18 protein-coding genes are annotated in these 19384 nt (G+C 35.0%); 14 read left to right on the plus strand and 4 right to left on the minus strand.

All coding sequences use genetic code 11. The features are described from left to right. The first annotated feature begins 173 nt into the window (after positions 1-173). Both EL260_RS06880 and EL260_RS06885 read left to right on the plus strand, forming a co-directional pair. Positions 174-2225, plus strand: coding sequence for a M13 family metallopeptidase (locus EL260_RS06880; protein ID WP_123859504.1), 2052 nt, complete (start codon positions 174-176; stop codon positions 2223-2225). A 281-nt stretch (positions 2226-2506) separates the two neighbouring features. Beyond that, positions 2507-4603: a M13 family metallopeptidase gene (locus EL260_RS06885; RefSeq protein WP_123859505.1), complete on the plus strand. Its 2097-nt coding sequence runs from the start codon at positions 2507-2509 to the stop codon at positions 4601-4603. 64 nt (positions 4604-4667) lie between these two features. On the opposite strand, the gene EL260_RS06890 is transcribed toward EL260_RS06885, so the two are convergent. Continuing rightward, positions 4668-5714, minus strand: a complete 1047-nt coding sequence (locus EL260_RS06890) for a hypothetical protein (protein ID WP_123859506.1) — start codon at positions 5712-5714, stop codon at positions 4668-4670. A 352-nt stretch (positions 5715-6066) separates the two neighbouring features. Here EL260_RS06890 and EL260_RS06895 point away from each other — a divergent pair, with 352 nt between their 5' ends. The 9 genes from EL260_RS06895 to EL260_RS06935 all read left to right on the plus strand — a co-directional run bounded on the left by EL260_RS06895 (position 6067) and on the right by EL260_RS06935 (position 14326). After that, positions 6067-6513: a type VI secretion system contractile sheath small subunit gene (locus EL260_RS06895; RefSeq protein WP_164464392.1), complete on the plus strand. Its 447-nt coding sequence runs from the start codon at positions 6067-6069 to the stop codon at positions 6511-6513. A gap of 20 nt (positions 6514-6533) precedes the next feature. Next, positions 6534-7898 carry a DUF5458 family protein gene (locus EL260_RS06900; protein WP_123859507.1) on the plus strand — a complete coding sequence of 455 codons (1365 nt, stop codon included), beginning with the start codon at positions 6534-6536 and terminating at the stop codon, positions 7896-7898. 65 nt (positions 7899-7963) lie between these two features. Further along, positions 7964-8431: a hypothetical protein gene (locus tag EL260_RS06905; RefSeq protein ID WP_123859508.1), complete on the plus strand. Its 468-nt coding sequence runs from the start codon at positions 7964-7966 to the stop codon at positions 8429-8431. 208 nt (positions 8432-8639) lie between these two features. Then, on the plus strand, positions 8640-9674 hold the full coding sequence (mutY, locus tag EL260_RS06910; RefSeq protein ID WP_123859509.1) for an A/G-specific adenine glycosylase: 1035 nt from the start codon (positions 8640-8642) through the stop codon (positions 9672-9674). Between the two features lie 44 nt (positions 9675-9718). Beyond that, positions 9719-10276 carry a gliding motility lipoprotein GldD gene (gene gldD / locus EL260_RS06915; protein ID WP_123859510.1) on the plus strand — a complete coding sequence of 186 codons (558 nt, stop codon included), beginning with the start codon at positions 9719-9721 and terminating at the stop codon, positions 10274-10276. Between the two features lie 27 nt (positions 10277-10303). After that, a complete protein-coding gene (locus EL260_RS06920; RefSeq protein ID WP_123859511.1) occupies positions 10304-11227 on the plus strand; it encodes a PfkB family carbohydrate kinase in 924 nt (307 codons plus the stop codon). 86 nt (positions 11228-11313) lie between these two features. Further along, the gene (locus EL260_RS06925; protein WP_123859512.1) at positions 11314-12681 is read left to right on the plus strand and encodes a peptidylprolyl isomerase; all 1368 of its coding nucleotides are present in this window, start codon (positions 11314-11316) and stop codon (positions 12679-12681) included. Between the two features lie 82 nt (positions 12682-12763). Then, complete coding sequence (locus tag EL260_RS06930) at positions 12764-13261, plus strand: hypothetical protein (protein ID WP_123859513.1); 498 nt, start codon at positions 12764-12766, stop codon at positions 13259-13261. Positions 13262-13336: 75 nt separating this feature from the next. Beyond that, positions 13337-14326 (plus strand): NAD(P)H-dependent flavin oxidoreductase, encoded by a 990-nt coding sequence (locus EL260_RS06935; protein WP_228412857.1) that lies wholly within the window; start codon positions 13337-13339, stop codon positions 14324-14326. Between the two features lie 33 nt (positions 14327-14359). On the opposite strand, the gene EL260_RS06940 is transcribed toward EL260_RS06935, so the two are convergent. Continuing rightward, on the minus strand, positions 14360-14821 hold the full coding sequence (locus tag EL260_RS06940) for an Lrp/AsnC family transcriptional regulator (RefSeq protein WP_123859514.1): 462 nt from the start codon (positions 14819-14821) through the stop codon (positions 14360-14362). Positions 14822-15009: 188 nt separating this feature from the next. Here EL260_RS06940 and EL260_RS06945 point away from each other — a divergent pair, with 188 nt between their 5' ends. Then, complete coding sequence (locus EL260_RS06945; protein ID WP_123859515.1) at positions 15010-15783, plus strand: alpha/beta fold hydrolase; 774 nt, start codon at positions 15010-15012, stop codon at positions 15781-15783. Between the two features lie 457 nt (positions 15784-16240). Here EL260_RS06945 and EL260_RS06950 read toward each other — a convergent pair whose 3' ends face one another. Together EL260_RS06950 and EL260_RS06955 are read right to left on the minus strand one after the other, a co-directional pair. Beyond that, the gene (locus tag EL260_RS06950; protein WP_123859516.1) at positions 16241-16858 is read right to left on the minus strand and encodes an HD domain-containing protein; all 618 of its coding nucleotides are present in this window, start codon (positions 16856-16858) and stop codon (positions 16241-16243) included. A gap of 27 nt (positions 16859-16885) precedes the next feature. Next, positions 16886-17185 (minus strand): rhodanese-like domain-containing protein, encoded by a 300-nt coding sequence (locus EL260_RS06955; protein ID WP_123859517.1) that lies wholly within the window; start codon positions 17183-17185, stop codon positions 16886-16888. Between the two features lie 170 nt (positions 17186-17355). Between EL260_RS06955 and queG the strand changes: the two genes are divergently transcribed. Together queG and EL260_RS06965 are read left to right on the plus strand one after the other, a co-directional pair. After that, positions 17356-18294, plus strand: coding sequence for a tRNA epoxyqueuosine(34) reductase QueG (gene queG, locus EL260_RS06960; RefSeq protein WP_123860670.1), 939 nt, complete (start codon positions 17356-17358; stop codon positions 18292-18294). 359 nt (positions 18295-18653) lie between these two features. Next, positions 18654-19337, plus strand: a complete 684-nt coding sequence (locus tag EL260_RS06965) for a TIGR02117 family protein (RefSeq protein ID WP_123859518.1) — start codon at positions 18654-18656, stop codon at positions 19335-19337. Positions 19338-19384 lie beyond the last annotated feature (47 nt).

Below are 19384 nucleotides of genomic sequence, written 5' to 3' on the forward strand. Positions count from 1 at the left end.
AACCGCTCAGCAATGAGCGGTTTTTTTATAGGATTTGAAAGGTGGATTGAAAAAAAATAAATATTTTTTGTCATAATTTTTTTGAAAAAGATTGAAAATAGCAGTATTTATTTGGAAATTATGTAACGAATTGTAAATCAATACATACATATAGTATTATAAAAGGTAATACTATGAAAAAACTGATACTTTCCCTATCCTTAATCACAGGGATTTGCACTCAGAATTTGGTGAATGCACAGGCTAAAACTACTAAAAGAGCAGTAAACACTATAGACAAAGGTTTAGATCTTGCTGCAATGAACACTTCAATACGGCCACAGGATGATTTTTATAATTATGTGAATGGAGCATGGATGAAAACGGTTCAAATCCCTTCAGATAAGCCAGCTTGGGGAAGCTTTGATAAACTTGCAGAAGACACAGATAACAATTCTATGATGATTCTTAACTCCCTTTTGACGGATAAGTTTGCCGTAGGAAGTGAAGGAAAAAAAATCCAGGATCTTTATGCTTCTTATATGAATATGCAGAAGCGAAATACAGATGGTATCAAGCCTATTCAGGAAAAACTCAATACAATTGATGCTATCAAAAACCTTACTGATCTTCAGAATTATCTGATTGCTGCAACAAAGGACGGAGAAAACATTTTCTATGGATGGTCTGTGAGTGCCGATCGCAAAAATTCAAAGATGAATGCTGTTTATTTGGGGATTCCAACGTTAGGACTTTGGGGAAGAGAGTATTATCAGAAAGTCAATGAGAAAAATACTGAAACTCTTGCTGAATACCAGAAATATGTAGCTTCTATGTTGAAAGAACTGGGATATACAAATGCTGATGATGTTTCAAAAGGAATTGTTGAGTATGAGAAAAGCATTGCAAAAACCTATCTGACCAATGAACAGAGTCGTGACAATACCCTTCAGTACAACCCTCAGACCATAGCAGAACTATCAGCTTTGGTAAAAGAAATAGATCTTCCTGGATATCTTAAAAAAGTAGGGGTAAACACAGATAAAGTCATTATCGGAGAAATTAATTATTATAAAAATCTGGATAAGTTAATCAATGCGAAAAATCTGCCGGTGATTAAAGATTATATGAAATTTCATCTGATTAACGGAAATGCAACTTATTTAAGCGAAAAGCTAGACAATATTAATTTTAACTTCTTTGGAAAATACTTATTCGGGCAGCAGGAACAAAGGACTTTGGATAAAAGAGGCCTCGAGTTGATTAATAGGAATATAGGAGAAGCCTTTGGAAAACTATATGTTGAAAAATACTTTCCTGCAGAATCTAAAGCTCAAATGATAGAACTGATTGGTTATTTAAAGAAAAGCTTTGCAGTTCACATCAAAAATTTAACATGGATGTCACCGGTCACTAAAGAAAGAGCCATGGATAAACTTAATAAATTTAGTGTAAAAGTGGGGTGTCCTGATCAATGGAAAGACTATTCAGCTTTAGAAATTATTCCGGAAAGTTCTTTATATAACAACCTTCAGGATATTGCTGCATGGAATTATAATAAGAAACTTGAAAAAATAAGAAAACCGGTTGATAAATCAGAATGGGGGATGACTCCGCAAACTGTAAATGCTTATTACCGAGCGGTAAACAATGAGATCGTATTTCCGGCAGCTATTCTTCAGCCACCCTTCTTTAATCCTAAAGCAGATGCAGCCGTAAATTTTGGCGGAATAGGAGGAGTTATTGGTCATGAAATAAGCCATGGGTTTGATGATTCAGGAGCTCAGTTTGATGGTGAAGGAAATTTGGTAGACTGGTGGCTGCCTGAAGATAAAGCCAATTTTGAGAAAGCAACCAAAGCTCTTGCTACGCAATACTCCCAATATGAACCAGTAAAAGGATCTTTCATCAATGGGATCCATACAAACGGAGAAAATATTGCAGACCTGGGAGGGGTAAATATTGCTTATGATGCCCTTCAAATGTATTTGAAAGACAAAGGAAATCCAGGAAAAATAAGTGGATTCACCCCAAACCAAAGGTTTTTTATGAGCTGGGCAAGTGTATGGAAAACAAAAGCGACAGATAAATATCTGCTTCTTCAGATTAAAATTGATAAACATTCACCGGGATATCTTAGAAGTTTTGCTCCATTAATTAATATTGATTCATTTTATAATACTTTCGATGTGAAAAAAGGGGACAAATTATACAAAGCTCCGGAAGACAGAATTAAAATATGGTAAGATTTTTTTTAAGGATAGATATCGATTAAGAGATAATTGACTAGAAGATGATACATGATAGGTTGGGCTGTGAACTATCTTAAACAAAATTCATAAGGAACGGCTTCCATCATTCCCATCCTCGATAGGATTGGCAAAAGTTTGAAGAATTTCTAACGGGATGGTTTAAACCTTAAACCTGCTTCACTTACTCTGAAAACACTATTGAAGAATTATATCCATTACATATCATTAAAGTTCGTATATTTGATAAGTTTGTGTAAAATCAAAAATTATCTTCAATGAAAAAGCTAAATATTGGTATACTTGCCTTTTCGGGTATAGTATTGCTAAATTCGTGTGGTGCTGCAAAAACTGCAGGGACAGATACAAAAACAGAGGCTACAGCAACCGTTGCAACGCCGGCAAAAGAAGAAGTAAAGGAGGAGGGGATCAATTTATCTTATATGGATACAGGTGTGCGTCCGCAGGATGACTTTTTTAGCTATGTGAACGGAAATTGGGTGAAAACTACTCAAATTCCTTCAGATAAAGCCAATTGGGGGTCTTTCAATGCATTGAGAGAAAATGTAGATGATGCTTCATTGGATATTTTAAATAAGATCCTTACCGAAACCTATCCTGCCGGTTCTGAAGGACAGAAAATCCAAAGTCTTTATGCTTCCTTTATGGATACTGCGAAAAGAAATGCTGATGGACTAAGTCCTATCAAGGGAGACCTTGCAAAAATTGATGCGATTAAAAATCTAAATGATCTTCAAAAGTATCTTTTAGAAGCTACCAAACTAGGAGATAATTCTTTCTATGGATGGAGAGCAGGAGCAGATATGAAAAACTCTAAGATGAATGCAGTATATCTTGGAGGTCCGGATCTTGGTTTAGGAAGAGATTATTATCAGAAAGTAAATGATGCCAATACTAAAACTTTAGGCCAATATCAGGCGTATGTTGGAAAGTTATTCGGGGTTTTAGGCTATAAAAATTCTACTCAGGCTGCACAGAATGTAGTGGATTTTGAAAAGCAGCTGGCGAACTACTTGTTGACATTAGAGCAGAACAGAGATGCTAATTTAAGATACAACCCTAAAAACGTTTCTGAGTTAGCAGGAGTAGTGAAAAATGTTGATCTTGCAAAATACCTTAAAGATGCAGGAGTAAATACTGACAGGGTAATCATCGGAGAACTGAAATACTACCAGAACATGGATCAGTTCATTACGCAGAAAAACCTTCCTTTATTAAAAGACTATCTGAAATATCATCTGATTAACGGTAATGCCAGTAACCTTGATGAAAATCTTGAGCAGATCAGATTTGATTTCTATGCAAAAGATTTACAGGGACAAAAAGAACAACGACCTATGAACAAAAGAGGGCTAACCCTTGTAAATGGTGTTCTGGGTGAAGCATTCGGTAAATTATATGTAGAAAAATATTTTACTCCGGAAGCCAAACAGCAGATGGAAACTTATATTGATTACCTTTTAAAATCATTTAAAACCCATATTGCAAATATCGATTGGATGTCTCCTGAAACAAAAGTAAAGGCTCAGGAAAAACTATCCAAGTTCACCGTAAAGATTGCTTATCCGGATAAATGGAAAGATTATAGTCAGTTAAAGGTGGAGTCTCCAAAACAAGGCGGGTCATTATATGCTAACTTACAAAATGTATCTGCTTGGCAGTACCAGAGAAACCTTGATAAAGTAGGAAAACCGGTTGATAAAGCAGAATGGGGAATGTCTCCGCAAACGGTAAATGCTTACTATAGCGGATCAAACAACGAAATCGTATTCCCTGCAGCAATTCTTCAACCTCCTTTCTACAACCCTAAAGCAGACGCTGCTGTAAACTTCGGTGGAATTGGAGCGGTAATCGGTCATGAGATCTCTCACGGTTTTGATGACAGTGGTTCCCGTTTCGATGGGGATGGAAACCTTAACAATTGGTGGACAGATGCTGACCGTAAGAACTTTGATGCAAAAGTAGCTCAGTTAGCAGCTCAATATAGTTCTTATGAGCCTGTAAAAGGAAGTTTTGTGAATGGTAAATTTACAAGTGGAGAAAATATTGGTGACTTAGGTGGAGTAGCAGTAGCTTACGATGCTCTTCAGATGTACCTTAAAGATAAAGGAAACCCAGGAAAGATCAGCGGATTCACTCAGGATCAGAGATTCTTTATGAGCTGGGCAACTGTTTGGAGAACAAAAGCAACCAATGAGTATATGATTAACCAGGTGAAAACAGATCCGCATTCTCCGGGAATGTACAGAGCTTTCGGTCCATTGGTGAACCAGGACTCATTTATTAAAGCATTTGATATCAAATCGGGAGATAAAATGTATAAAGCTCCTGAAGACAGAATAAAAATTTGGTAAGAGTACCAAAAAATTGTTAGAAAAGAAAGAATCCATCTCATGCAATGTGAGATGGATTCTCTTTTTAATAGGCTTTTTTATAATTTCGGATGACAAACTTTATTCCGGTTTCTATAATATCTCCCATGGTTTTACAATACTTGAAATTGACATCGTAGGTAAGCTTTCGCAAAGCCGTTTTAAGTTCTGTAACATTGGCTTCCGGTGCAATATTTTCTTTTTTCATAATAGAAATGAGTTCATCGAATCTGCTTTTGCTGCTGGTCACTCTTTTTACAATTTGTGAACGTACTTCTTTACGATATTGTTCTATAGAATTAGGCTTTAGCTTTTCCATTACCATAGTAACCATCGGGTTGTTTTCTTTGAAGTATTGGGGAAGATACACTTTCAGATTTCCTTCATAACTTTGCTGGTCAAAATCAATGGGGCGAATTCTGTAAATAACCTGATCAAAATCGTGGATAGGAATAATAACATAATTATAAGAGCGCATGTCGCCAAGGAGCCCAATGAGACAGCGTTCATTAAACTTTACAAACTCTTTGGAAATTTGTGCCTTTTCTTGTTCTGTGCAGTTGGACATGTGTTTTTGAATAAATACATCTCCTGGAATTCCTAGAATATGTTCTTCTATCAGGGTGTTTTTGTAAATCAGAAAATTAATTCGGTTGGGAGAAAGAAGATCTTCAAGTTCCAGCCCGTATATCCGTGATGCATCGGCCTGCTTAATATAAAAATTAGTATAATTGTCGTTCAGAATATTTCTCACCCGAATTCGAAAAGGTTTAGAATTTCCAAACGTACAAAAATCAATGGTATCTACTGTAAGATAAGGCAAAGTAGCTTCATCTCCGTCAGAATGAAGAAGAGTATAAATTTTATTCAAATTAGCCTCTATTTCTTTAAACTCATATTCAGGATACATTACTCCGAGCCATAAAGTATCTTTGCCTTCTTTATCCAGAATATTCACACTGTCTGTGAATCTTAGCAGGTCTTCATACAGAAACTTAATTTTGGTGGTTCTGTTATGTTTTTCCAGATACTGTTCTAATGCTTCTGAAACAGGATATATGGGTTTCCTAAACGCGATCTTTACATCTTTCATATTCTGTTTTCTTTATTTAAATATAAAGAATATTTTTTCTTCAGAGAGTAGGAATACTTATTTTAACACAGTTTGATGCTTTTATAAATAGAAAACGAACCGGTATTTTATTTTATCTCCTCATGGTTAATTTTTATTTATTTTTTCATAGCTTAGTGACATCGTAAGATCATGATTTTATGCTAAATAAACATAGAAAAATTTAAATAATTTAAGAAAAATCTTGACAAAATTTTGTATGTTACAGTTTTTTTTTAAATTTAAACTTTGGATTAGTAATTTATTTGATTAGTTTGTAAACGACTCAAAAACAGATCCAAACCCAAATAGTAAATCTCAAAATAATAATAATATGGCAATGTTTAATTATGGTGTTGGCGGAAACGAGGTAAAAGTAGACGCTAATGAAGCTATTCAGGAAATACAGGAAAATAAATCACTGATAGTAAGCCAGCTTACAACAGACGAATCTTATACCCCTGAAATTGTAACAGGATTAAAAACTGTGGAAGATGTCTTCAAACATTTTCAGCCTTCTGTGGCAGTACAACACGAAACAGAAGATGGAGGAGTGGTTGATGAAGAATTCCGTTTTCAGAATCTTGGAGACTTTACTCCTAAAAGCCTTACTCAGAAATCTGACTATCTTCAGCAGCTGAGCATGGAGCAGGAGCAGTACAATAAAATTGTACGTCAGTTAAAAACCAATAAAATTCTTCGTAATATGTTAGAGAACGACCAAACTAGAGCGGCGTTCATCGAAGTATTGAAGGATGTAGCACAAGAACTTGAAAAATAATTAAAGACTTACATTAAATCATGGATAGCAAATTACAGGCGCAAGAAAGCCAGCAGCAAGGGCAGCAGCAGCAACACTCAGGGCAGCCGAAAGGTAACCCGCTTGCGGAACTCAATAAAATGGGAGGTTTTGGCTTTGTTGAATCCGTTGTAGACGGTATCGCCAATATGAACCCAACAAGAAAAGCAAGGAAAGAAATCTTTCTTAACGATGGCAATAAAGCAGAAGAAAGAAAAGAGCTTCTTCAGAAGATCAATCTTTGGGTAAGCCTTTTAGAAGGTAGCGAATCGGCAGATAAAATGGCAGATACGTGCAAAACCAAAGCACAGCAAGCTGATCAGAACTTAAAGAAAAACTTAAAAAGTACATTGGATGCCGTTCGTTTGTTAGAAACTAACTATAGAACTGTAGCTCAATTCTACAAAAATACAGAATTGGATAAAGTGGATAACGTAAGTATTGTTAATGCAAGCCTGGATCAGGTTTCAGACTTAGACAATCCTTTATTCATTGATGCCATTTCTGAGGAATTTAAAAATTACTATGACCGTTTAGACCTTAGAGATAACTATTCAATCCTTGCAATCCCTGGATATTTAGGATCCAATAAAGTTATTGAAAAGTGGGCTAAAATCTGTAACGAAAACAAGGTAATGATGGTTACAGATTTTGCTAACCTTGACAAACCGGATGATGTAGTAGACTTATTCCACTCTGCAAATCTTACAGGGGGCGAACTTCACAGAAGTAATGTTATTATGACGTGTAACTGGCTGGTAGGACGTGGAAAAGCTGAAGAGGTAGGAGAAGAAGAAAACGTAGAACTTCCACCTTCCACTTCATTAGCAGGAAAAATTCATAAAACATTGATGTCTCAGGTAGCAGCAGGTAAAAAGCATGGTAATATCAACGAAGTAGATGCTGTAAAATTCGAATTGAAGAAAAGTGAAATTTCTCAGTTAGAAAAAATGGGTCTTGTACCAATGGTTAACGAATATGGTAAAATTATGGCTTTCTCTGCTAAGACATTATTTACAGGAGACAACATCGGTCTTCAAACCTATTCAGTAGTTCGTGTATTTGACTATGTCACTAAAGTATTACTAGACTTCCTGAACAGAAGAGCTTTCGAAAACTGGAATGCTAAAAATGAAGACGATTTGAGAAGACAAATTGTAACGTTCTTAGATAATATCAAAGGGCCAGACAAATTGATAGAGAAATTTAAAATCGTTCGTTTCGAACAGGATAGAGTAAACAAAGACAGAGTATGGCTTGATATCCGTATGACCCCTTATTTCCCTACAAAAAGTTTCGTTATTAAACTTGACGGACACAAGGGAGATGATGGTAACGAATGGGATGCAGAATACGCTCAAGAATAATAACCCCTTATTTTTAATATAAAAACCGATGCATTTTTTACATCGGTTTTTTTCTACCAATACCTATGAATATTAAAACGAATATCAAACTTGCCATCGGTATGCCTATACTATTAATGGCTGTATTAGCAAGTTGTGAAAAAAAATATCAGAGTCCCGGTCAATATGAAGACGATCTTTTTGCAGACGAACGTCAGGAAGGGAAGGCATATATTATGGATGAGGAAGAATGTTTCGATGGCAGTGAACTGGTTTTAGCAAGTTCGGAAGTTAAGCTTGCAGATAGCTCAAAAGGTCGTGGAAAAACATTTTTCCTTTATAAAGTTAGATCCGGAAAAGTTTTAAAAACAATAAGAGATTCCACTTTGGAAATGCCGATGATGTTTTTATCGCCTCATAAGCTAAAGCTGAAAGAAGATTCCATGTACTTATACCTGAAAAAATTGGATGGCTATCGTTTTATTGCTAAAGATAGAAACCTTAAATATCAGTGGTTAAGAGGAGCTTCTGTATATTCTGTGAAGAAAAAATAGCTGAATTAATCTATTTATATTATTATGAACCTCCTTTCATTTACGGTAAACTTAAGCAGATTCATTGTTACGATACAACTTAACAAATAAAGTAAGGAAATAAAAAAATAGATAGAATTTGAAAAAATAAAATAAACCTATCTTTGCGTTCCTGAAATGATGCAGGGGAAGAGACAAAACCTCTTCAGCGACTTAAATTGATTGGTTTTTGGAAAAGAATATTGCAGCCTCAGAATTCCTTCATGTAGGAAACAGGCTTTTGGAATGGTATCGGAATAATGCGAGAGATCTGCCTTTCAGACAGACAAAAGATCCGTATAAAATTTGGATCTGCGAAATTGTATTTCAGCAGACAAGAATTAATCAGGGGCTTAATCATTATAATAATTTCATTAAAAGGTTCCCGGATGTAAAAACCTTAGCTGAAGCCCATGAAAATGAAGTCTTGCTTTACTGGAAAGGACTAGGCTATTATTCCAGAGCTATCAATATTCATAAAGCTGCCCAGCAGATCATGAATGATTACAATGGTATATTTCCCAATCAGTACGAAGAAATTTTAAAACTGAAAGGAATTGGAAAGTATACAGCAGCAGCGGTTTCAAGTATCTGCTTTGGAGGAAAAATGCCGGCAGTAGATGGAAACTTTTACCGTGTGCTGAGCCGTTTCTTTGCTGATGATTTTGATATTTCAAACTCAAGGGCGTTTGCTTATTTTTCAGAATTGGCGACTTTGGTAATGCCGGATAATGTGGGAGATTTCAACCAGGCGATGATGGATATTGGTTCAGAAATCTGTAAACCCAAAAATCCATTATGTGGAGAATGTCCGATAAATGAAGACTGTCTTGCTTTTTCCTTACAAAAAACAGCAGATTATCCTGTCAAAACAAAAAAAGTAAAGGCTGAAGATCTGGCTTTAACTTATTATTTTGTTCATAGAAACGGGGAGTTTCTGATCCGTCAGCGAAAAGATGATTTTATCTGGAAGAAATTATTTGAGTTTCCGTCTTCTATTTCTCCTGAAATGAAACCCTTTATTACCGGTTCTAAAACGGTTACCCACAAACTGACACACAAGAATTTAACTATTGAAATATTCAAGGTTGAGGTGTCTTCAAAAGAGATCTGGAATCGTTTTATTACTGAAAATCAATACCAGATTACCGATGTTCAGGGTTCTCACGATAAATCTTTTCCGAAGCCTCTGGAAAATTACATTCAAAACTCATTGAAAGACTGAAATTTGTCTTCCGAAATCTGAAATCTAATTTGTACTTTTGCAAAATGATTAAAAAAGTCATTTTTATTTTTGTATCACTGCTTTTAATTTCATGTGGAAAAGACCCGGTTCCAAAACCGTATGGAGAGCTGCGTCTGGAATACCCGACACCGAAATACCAGAAGTTTGAAAACAACTGTGCATATACCTTCGAGTATTCGGATTTTGCCAATATTACCGCAGCGAAAAAACCTTGCTGGTATTATCTAAACTATCCAAAGATGAAAGCAAAGGTTTTCGTAACCTATTACCCGATACAGAATGACTTTGCGGAACATATCAAGGAAGCTGAAAAAATGGTATACGAACATACTATTAAAGCCAGTTCTATAGACACAAAATCATTTGAATACCCTGAAAAGAAAGTATATGGGAATTTCTATGAGCTGAAAGGGCAGAGCGCTTCCAATCTTCAATTTTACATTACAGACAGTACGAAAAATTTCGTGACTGGTTACTTATACTTTAATACGAGACCGAAACCGGACTCTCTGGCTCCTGCTGTAAACTATATCAAGAATGATATGAAACATATGCTGGACTCTTTTGAATGGAAAAAATAATTACTTTTAATATACATTGAAAAATATATGAAACTTTTAGTTGTAGGAAGTGTTGCATTTGATGCAATTGAAACACCATTTGGTAAAACGGACAAAATTTTAGGCGGAGCTGCTACTTATATTGGGATCACTTCATCTATTTTAGGCGTTAAATCTGGTATCGTTTCTGTAGTAGGGGGAGACTTTCCACAGGAACATCTTGATATGTTCACGAACAGAGAAGTAAATATCGAGGGAATTGAAATCGTAAAAGATGGAAAAACATTTTTCTGGTCAGGAAAATATCATAATGATCTGAATACTAGAGATACGTTGGCTACAGAAGTAAACGTATTGGAGAACTTTGATCCGAAAATCCCAGATTCTATGCAGGATGCCGAAATTTTATTACTTGGTAACCTACACCCTGGAGTTCAGTTATCCGTATTAGAAAAAATGAACAACCGTCCTAAACTTGTGATCCTTGATACCATGAACTTCTGGATGGATTGTGCTTGGGATATTTTGATGGATATGATTGCTAAAACTGACGTAATTACCATCAATGATGAAGAAGCGAGACAACTTTCAGGAGAATATTCTCTGGTAAAAGCTGCTAAGAAGATCCATGCAATGGGACCTGAATATGTTATCATCAAAAAAGGAGAGCACGGAGCTTTACTTTTCCATGACGGTAAAGTATTTGCGATCCCGGCGCTTCCGTTAGAAGATGTTTTTGATCCAACCGGTGCAGGTGATACTTTCGCAGGAGGTTTTGCAGCTTATTTGGCTAAAAAAGGTAAAATTGATTTTGATACTATGAAGTCTGCATTGATCGTAGGATCTGCAATGGCTTCTTTCACAGTAGAAAAATTCGGAACTCAAAGAATTGAAGAAGTAAACGAATCAGATATGTTCAGCAGATTGAGACAATTCAAAGAATTGACGACATTTGATGTTGAACTGCAGTAAATAAGTCTTTTTAAGAAATATTTATAATAAAAAATTGAGTGAAATTCGTTAAGAATTCTAAATTTGCAACTTGTTAAAATAGTAAAATGACAAATAAACTAAAAATCACTTATCTTCTTGGGATTTTCATCATGATATTTTCTTCTAATATGATGAACGCCCAGCTAAAACCGGGAGATTTAGTGGATGGTATTGCTGCTGTAATCGGAAATGAAATTGTTTTGGAATCAGATGTTACAGAGCAGATGAATTATGGGAAACAGCAGGGAGCTAGCAACACAGATAAATGTGAGTTTCTTGAAAGCCTTATCAACAACAAACTTCTTGTATACGAAGCAAAAAAAGATACGTTAATTGAAAACCGTTCTGCTGCCATCAAAGAGCAGGCGAATCAAAAATACCGTCAGTTGCTTTCTCAATTTCCGGATGAAAAAGCTTTATTAACTGCTTATAAATTCAGAAATTCTTACGAAATGAAAAACGCTATCGAGAAAATCGATACGGATCAATATTACGGACAGGCAAAATACCAGAGAGTTACTGATAAAGCAGACGTTACACCTAATGAGGTAACTGATTTTTATAACATGTATAAAATGCAGCTGCCACAGGTAAAGGATGAAGTTACTTTAGCTCAAATCATGATGTATCCTACCTTAACGGAAGCTCATAAGCAGGATTTGATCAACAGGTTGAAAAAAATCAAACAGGATATTCTTGGTGGAGAAACTTTCGAAAGCCAGGCAAGAATTTATTCTGAAGATGAAGGTTCTGCTACGAACGGGGGATTATATAAAAATATCAACAAAGGACAGATGGTGAAGCCGTTTGAAGCAGCAGCTTTAAACCTTCAGGAAAATGAAATCTCAGATCCTATTGAATCTGAATTCGGATACCATATCATTCAGTTGTTGAAGAGATCAGGAAAAGTATATGACGCAAGACATATTCTTTTGAAAGCAACTCCTACAGATGAAGAACTTAAGACAGCAAAAGCGAAATTAGACAGTATCAGAGGTTTAATCATGGACGGAAAGATGACGTTTAAAGATGCAGCGTTCAAGTTCTCAGATGATAAAAGAACCAAGTTCAATGCCGGTATAATTCCTGGAGGTGACGGTTCAGACAAAATCGAAAGAGAAAGTATCCCTGGAACAATCAGTTATGAATTGGCAGGTTTAAATAAAGGAGATATTACTACAGCTTTTGAAGATGAGGATAACAGAAGAAAAGCGGTAAAAATCATTAAACTTGAAGATGTTATTCCTGCGCACCAGATCACTTTGGAAACAGACTTTAGCCGCATCAAACAAATGGCGCTCAATAAAAAGAAAAACGAAATGGTTGAGAAATTTGTTAACTCCAAGTTACCAACCACTTTTATTTCCATAGATGGACGTTACGATAACTGTAATTTCAAATCCAACTGGAAGAAAGGCTCAATCAAAAAATAAAATCAAAACCTTCAGAATTTCTGAAGGTTTTTTTTATACATCTGAACTATAGTATTTAATATCTTTATTAAAAAAATAGGAGATGGATTATACCTTTTATACAAAACAATTTCATTCAGTAATCACGGAGATTTCTAAAGAAAAATTTGAAGGGCTTGGTTTGAAAGTATCAATAGAGGTTGTTTTAGAATCTGTTGCATTAAAAGTTTATAAACCGGAATGGGCAGCAGATCAAAAGTCTCCATTAGATTCTGCCGGGAGAATTTTCTTTTCAGTCTGGGTTAATGATAAGGCTTTGCAAGAAGAAAAATTATACTACAATATTCATGCTTTAAAACTTAGGGAATTTAAAAACTACAAAATAGCCAACAGAGATTTTGCTCAGGATTTTAGACATGAATTTTCAAAATATCAAAAAGGCTGGCCCAATATAAGTCTAAAATATGGTCCGCTTACTCTGATGCAGGGTTGGGTTAGCTTTAAGCCGGATAATATGCAGGAAAATATTCATGAGCTGGTTCAGCACTTTCTGAATATAAGCTTTATCATTGATGAGGTTTTAGAGCGGTATAAAAAATAATAATATTTAGCCTTTTAAATATATTTTTAATCGATGGAAGGATCTGATAATGGTTGTTTTTAGTATTTTTACAGCATGGGCAATTTTATAGATTTCAACGCGGCAAAAAAGCTACATGATATGCAGGCCAGTCAAAATAGAATTTCAGAACTTTTTAATATCAAATATCCGATTATACAGGCAGGAATGATCTGGCATTCCGGATGGAAGCTGGCATCAGCAGTTTCCAACTGTGGAGGATTAGGATTAATTGGAGCAGGAAGTATGTATCCTGATATCCTCAGAGAAAATATCCAGAAATGTAAACAGGCTACCAATAAACCTTTTGGAGTAAATGTTCCAATGCTGTATCCCAATATCGAAGAAATTATTCAAATTATTCTTGAAGAAGGAGTGAAGATTGTTTTTACGTCAGCAGGAAATCCCAAAACTTATACAGAAACTTTACAAAAAGAAGGCATCAAAGTCGCTCACGTAGTATCTTCTACCAAATTTGCAGTAAAATGTGAAGATGCCGGAGTAGATGCAATAGTTGCTGAAGGTTTTGAAGCCGGAGGACACAACGGAAGAGATGAAACTACCACATTCTGCCTTATTCCTAACGTAAAAAAACATATCTCAAAGCCATTAATTGCAGCTGGAGGAATTGCTTTAGGCTCCCAAATGAAAGCAGCAATGATTCTCGGGGCAGACGGAGTACAGATTGGTTCCCGTTTCGCTGCTACTACAGAGGCAAGTGCTCATGAGAATTGGAAAAAAAAAATTACAGAACTTCAGGAAGGAGATACCCATCTTACGCTGAAAGAATTAGCTCCGGTAAGAATGGTTAAAAATAAATTCTTCAATGAACTGGAAGATATTTACCAGGCGGGAAGAAATAAAGAGGCATTAGTTGCTTCATTAGGAAGAGCAAGAGCAAAAAGAGGAATGTTTGAAGGTGACATGGAAGACGGTGAACTTGAAATAGGGCAGGTTTCCGCTTTGATTGATGATATTCTTCCGGTGGAAACGGTTTTCAATCATCTGTTAAAAGAATTTGATGAGATTAAAATGCCAACACTATAATATAAAAGAATCCTTACAAGGATTCTTTTTTTATTAGAAATGAAGTTCAGTGGATTGCTTGATATTGCTCATCACAAATGAGCTTTTTATTTTACTAATATGGGGAATAACAGATAATTTCGTAGCAATAAAATCACTGAAAGCTTCAGGACTTTGTACAATGACTTTTAATATGTAGTCAAAGATACCTCCTGTCACATATGCTTCTACCACTTCATCAAGAGTTGCTATTTTCTTTGAAAATTCTTCCACATATTCTATTTGCTGGCTGTTAAGAGATACCGTTATGATTACTGTAAAATTTAATCCTACTTTCTTAGGATCAATTAATGCAACATAATTAGTGATATATCCTTCGTTTTCCAGCTTTTTTATTTTGTCATATATGGATGTCCGGGACATATTAAGTTTCTCTGTAAGATCTGTAATGTCGAATCTTGAACTTTTCTGAAGAACTCTTAATAGTTCCAATTCCTGTTTCCCTAATTTTTCCATGTGGACTTTTTCCTATAAAAATATAAAAATAAATTCATTTTTGAATATTGTCTGGTTTTATGTTTTTATAATGGGATTTTTTACATATTTACTTTTTAAATTTCGTATTTATTTTAGTATTTGGTATTTTTGTTCGGATTTAAATCGTTGTTGTTTTTGGAGTTTCAATTTTTAAAGCCTTAAAGAAAATGGTTGAGAATAAAATAGTAAATATTGGAGATAAAGCCCTTTACATAGAATATAATAATTCATTTGAAAATAAACCCACTCTTGTTTTTTTACATGACTCGTTGGGATCTGTACAACTTTGGAGGGATTTACCCGCCAGGCTTTCAGAAGAAACCCATTGTAATGTTCTTGTCTATGACCGTCTAGGATATGGGAAATCTTATCCAATGCCTACTCATATAAGACCAGTAAATTATATGGAATTGGAAGCTGATCTATTAAACGACCTTTTAGTAGAGCTTAATATCAACAATTCAATTTTATTCGGACACAGCGATGGAGGAACAATTGCTTTAATTACTGCAGCAAAATATCCGGAAAGGGTAGGAGCTGTAATTTGTGAAGCCGGACATATCTTTGTAGAAGAAGTAACCTTAAAAGGCGTTTATGATGCCTGGGAAGCTTATAAGACCACAAATTTACCTGAACGTCTGCAGAAATACCATGGTGATAAAGTAGACATGTTATTCAAAGCCTGGACAGAAACATGGACCCGTGCTGATTACAGATCCTGGAATATCGAATATCTTTTGAAAGATATCACCTGCCCGCTTCTGTTCATTCAGGGAGAAAATGATGAATATGGAACTTTGGATCAGGTTGATAAGACCGTTACCCAGGTAAGTGGGAGTGCTGAGGAATACATTATTCCGGGTATTGGACATACGCCACACAAAGAAGCTCCGGAGCTGGTATTGGAAAAAGCTATAGAATTTATCAGGAATAACTCTTAGCCCTAAATAAATTTAGTAAAATAAATACATTAAGCTATCTCAATTTGAGATAGCTTTTCTTTTTATAAACTAAAGGGAAATAGATTTTATGTATTACAAATCTGCATATCGGCTTTGATTTGTACAATATGTATGCATGTTTTTCGTAAAGATCCTCCTTATTGTAAAATTTAATTTGAGACGAATTAAATTATTTCTTTATTTCTAAAACAAGCTTAAATAATTTTTTAATATTCAATTCAAAGAATGAATGACATTAACTAATATCTCAGTACCTCTCCAGCCTGAAAATTACAACAAATACGCAATAAATATCTCTTCTAAGGGATATAATATTTTCTATTTTTGAAAATAAGATTTAGTGGTTGAGAAAATTAATGATGCAAATCATTAAATATTTTGTTTGATCTGAATGTGTGAAGAGATGCAAATTTGCATCTCTTTTTGTTTCTAAAAACTATAATAATTGGATTTCAGCAGCAATATTTGATCTTGCCTGTATCTCATACTTTTCCTTAAAATAATCTGTCTTAAAAATACTATCGAGTTCCAGAAAATGGGTAAGCACTTTTTTTCTCCCTGGTTTATAAAGAAGATCAGGATAAATAGAATACTCTTTTCGTATTTTACGGGTATACTCCATATAGACTTCAAAATCTTTCCCAAGGATGGAAAGGTCAGCATCTAAAAGATAATTGGTGTCTTTATTTTCTGATTTCTCATGAAATTGGGTAGCCAGGATCTGGTCAGAAATAATTTCTATATTATTTTGATGTAAACCAAGTTCGGAAAGTCTTTCCGTGGCTTTCAGAGCACTTTTTTCCTCATTAGATTTAGAGGTAGCATTATAGATAATATCATGATAGAAGAGAGAAAAAGAAACTCCATTGAAATCAGAAAGATCACTTTTTACACTGCCAAGTTCCCTGAACATATTTTCAAGATGAACAAGATTGTGATAATGCCTGTTTTTTTCAGCGTATTGAGTTTCAATCTCTTTCCATAAGTTGCTGATTAAGTCTGGGTCTTCAGTGAAAAGTAAACAAAGCTGTTCAAATTGATCTTTTAGATTCATGGTGAATAGGTATAAAAAAAGGAACTTTTAAAAAGTTCCTCTGTTTGCTTCAAGAACAGCTTTCAGCTCAGCCCAGCCTCCGCCGTTATAACCGTCCTTTAATCCTTGAGCGCTTAGGTATTCCAATGCTTTTCCGCTTCTGTTTCCACTTCTGCAGAATAAAATTACCGGCTTTTCAATAGAAAGGATCTCGTCCTGTCTGTCTTCTACTTCGCCCAGTGGAATATTTTTGGCACCATCTATATTTCCGTCCATTTCAAGCTCCATAGGCTCACGAACGTCGATCAATTCATAGTTTCCAGATTGTATTACTTCTATTAAAGACATAGTTGTTTGTTTTAAACATTAAATTATAGACGAAATTACGTATTTTTTTTTTGAAAAAAATCTTAATGAAACTATAAATTTAAGAAAGGACGTTGTATTCAGAAGAAAGTGATGAAGACGGACAAAACTAAAGATTGATAAAATAATCTTAATTTTGCAGTGTGAAATTAATGAACGCTGGTGCTGAAAAATATTCCGAGCTGATAAAAACCAAGGCTAAACGTTTTGGCTTTCAGGGTTGTGGCATATCTAAAGCAGATTTTCTTGAAGAAGACGCCGGACACCTTGAAAAATGGTTGAAAAACAACTGTAATGGGGAAATGAAATATATGGAAAATCATTTCGATAAAAGGCTCGATCCACGATTGCTGGTAGAAGGTTCTAAATCCGTTATTTCACTTTCTTATAATTATTTTCCTGAAGAAAAAATCTCCATGCTGGAGAACTTTAAAATATCAAAATACGCCTACGCTGAAGATTATCATGAAGTTATTAAAGAGATTCTTCGTGAAATGGTGGCTGAACTGCAAGAAGAAATCGGAGAATTCGGATTCAGAGTCTTTGTAGATTCGGCACCGGTATTGGAGAGAAGCTGGGCCAGAAAATCAGGAATTGGCTGGGTAGGGAAAAATGCGAATCTGATTACCAAACAAAACGGATCTTTCTATTTCCTGGCTGAGATCATTTGTGATCTGGAACTTATAGCAGATCATGAAACCACAGATCATTGCGGAACTTGCAGAAAATGTATTGATGCTTGTCCTACAGATGCCATTGTTTCTGAAAAAATTATTGATGGAAGCAAATGCATTTCCTATGCTACTATAGAATTGAAAAATGACATTCCGGATCATTTCAAAAATAAAATGGAAGACTGGATGTTTGGTTGTGATATCTGTCAGGATGTTTGTCCCTGGAATCGTTTTGCAGCTCCTCATCAGCAGAGCAGATTCAAACCCAATGAAGCCCTGAAGAACTTCAAAAAAGGAGAATGGAAAGAAATTACTCAGGAAATTTTCTCCGAGATCTTTAAAAAATCACCCGTGAAAAGAACCAAATTCGCAGGTTTGAAGAGAAATATTGAATTTTTAGAGCGGTCTTCAGATTAAATTTTGTTTACCAATTTGGTGACGATTCCTGTGTTGGAAATTGTTAAAGTTCCAAATAAAAGCTGACAACCGACCATCCCTTAGATTTTAAAAGCTAAAGAGGTTTAGATTTAACTGAATAAACGGGCTAAAAAGTCTTTCCTAAAAAGAAAAATTGACCTTCAGGAGATTAGATCTCACCGAAAATCAACGTTTTTTTTGTATTCTTTTTGGAGCCGTTTTTACTCTTACTTTAAATCTTTTTTGTGATTTGCTATTTTTACGCATATTTGTGAATATTTCGTAATTAAATATAGCCATTTTTTCGATTAAAACAAATACTTTTACTAAAAATTACATATTAAATTTTATTCAAAAACATGACTTTGAAAACCATATTAATATACACTTTGAAAATCGTAGGGATCATTTTGGGAATTGTAATTGTTTATGTTCTTCTAGGATTACTGATTCCATTCATTCCGGTTTCAGCTAAAGATGATGGAGAAAAAAAGGATATTCCGATTTATATCTATACCAACGGTGTTCATACCGATATTGTAATGCCTGTAAAAAACGACCTGAAAGATTGGAGTCTGATGATTCCTTTTGCAGATACAAAATCTAAAAAAACAGATTATCAATATATTGGAATAGGATGGGGAGATAAAGGCTTTTATCTGGATACTCCAACCTGGGCTGACCTGAAGCTGTCAACAGCGGTAAAAGCAGCTTTTTGGTTAAGCGATTCAGCTATGCATTGCACTTATTATTATGCAATGAAAGAAGGTGAAGATTGTAAAATGATCATGATAAGCAGAAGTCAGTATCAAAATTTAATCAAATTTGTAGAAGATAAATTCGATAGAGATCAGAATGGAAAATTTATGTTGGTCCCTACCGATGCCGTGTATGGTGATAATGATGCATTTTATGATGCGAAAGGAACCTATAGTTTCCTCTATACCTGTAATACCTGGAGCAATAATGCATTGAAGGCTGCAGGGCAGAAAGCGGCTCTTTGGACACCATCAGATTTTGGGATCTTCCAGCATTATAAATAAGAATGAAACCTTTGTTCTTGTTTCGTACTATTGCAATGATGTAGATA

Origin of the sequence: Chryseobacterium nakagawai, from assembly GCF_900637665.1 — a bacterium.
GTDB lineage: Bacteria > Bacteroidota > Bacteroidia > Flavobacteriales > Weeksellaceae > Chryseobacterium > Chryseobacterium nakagawai.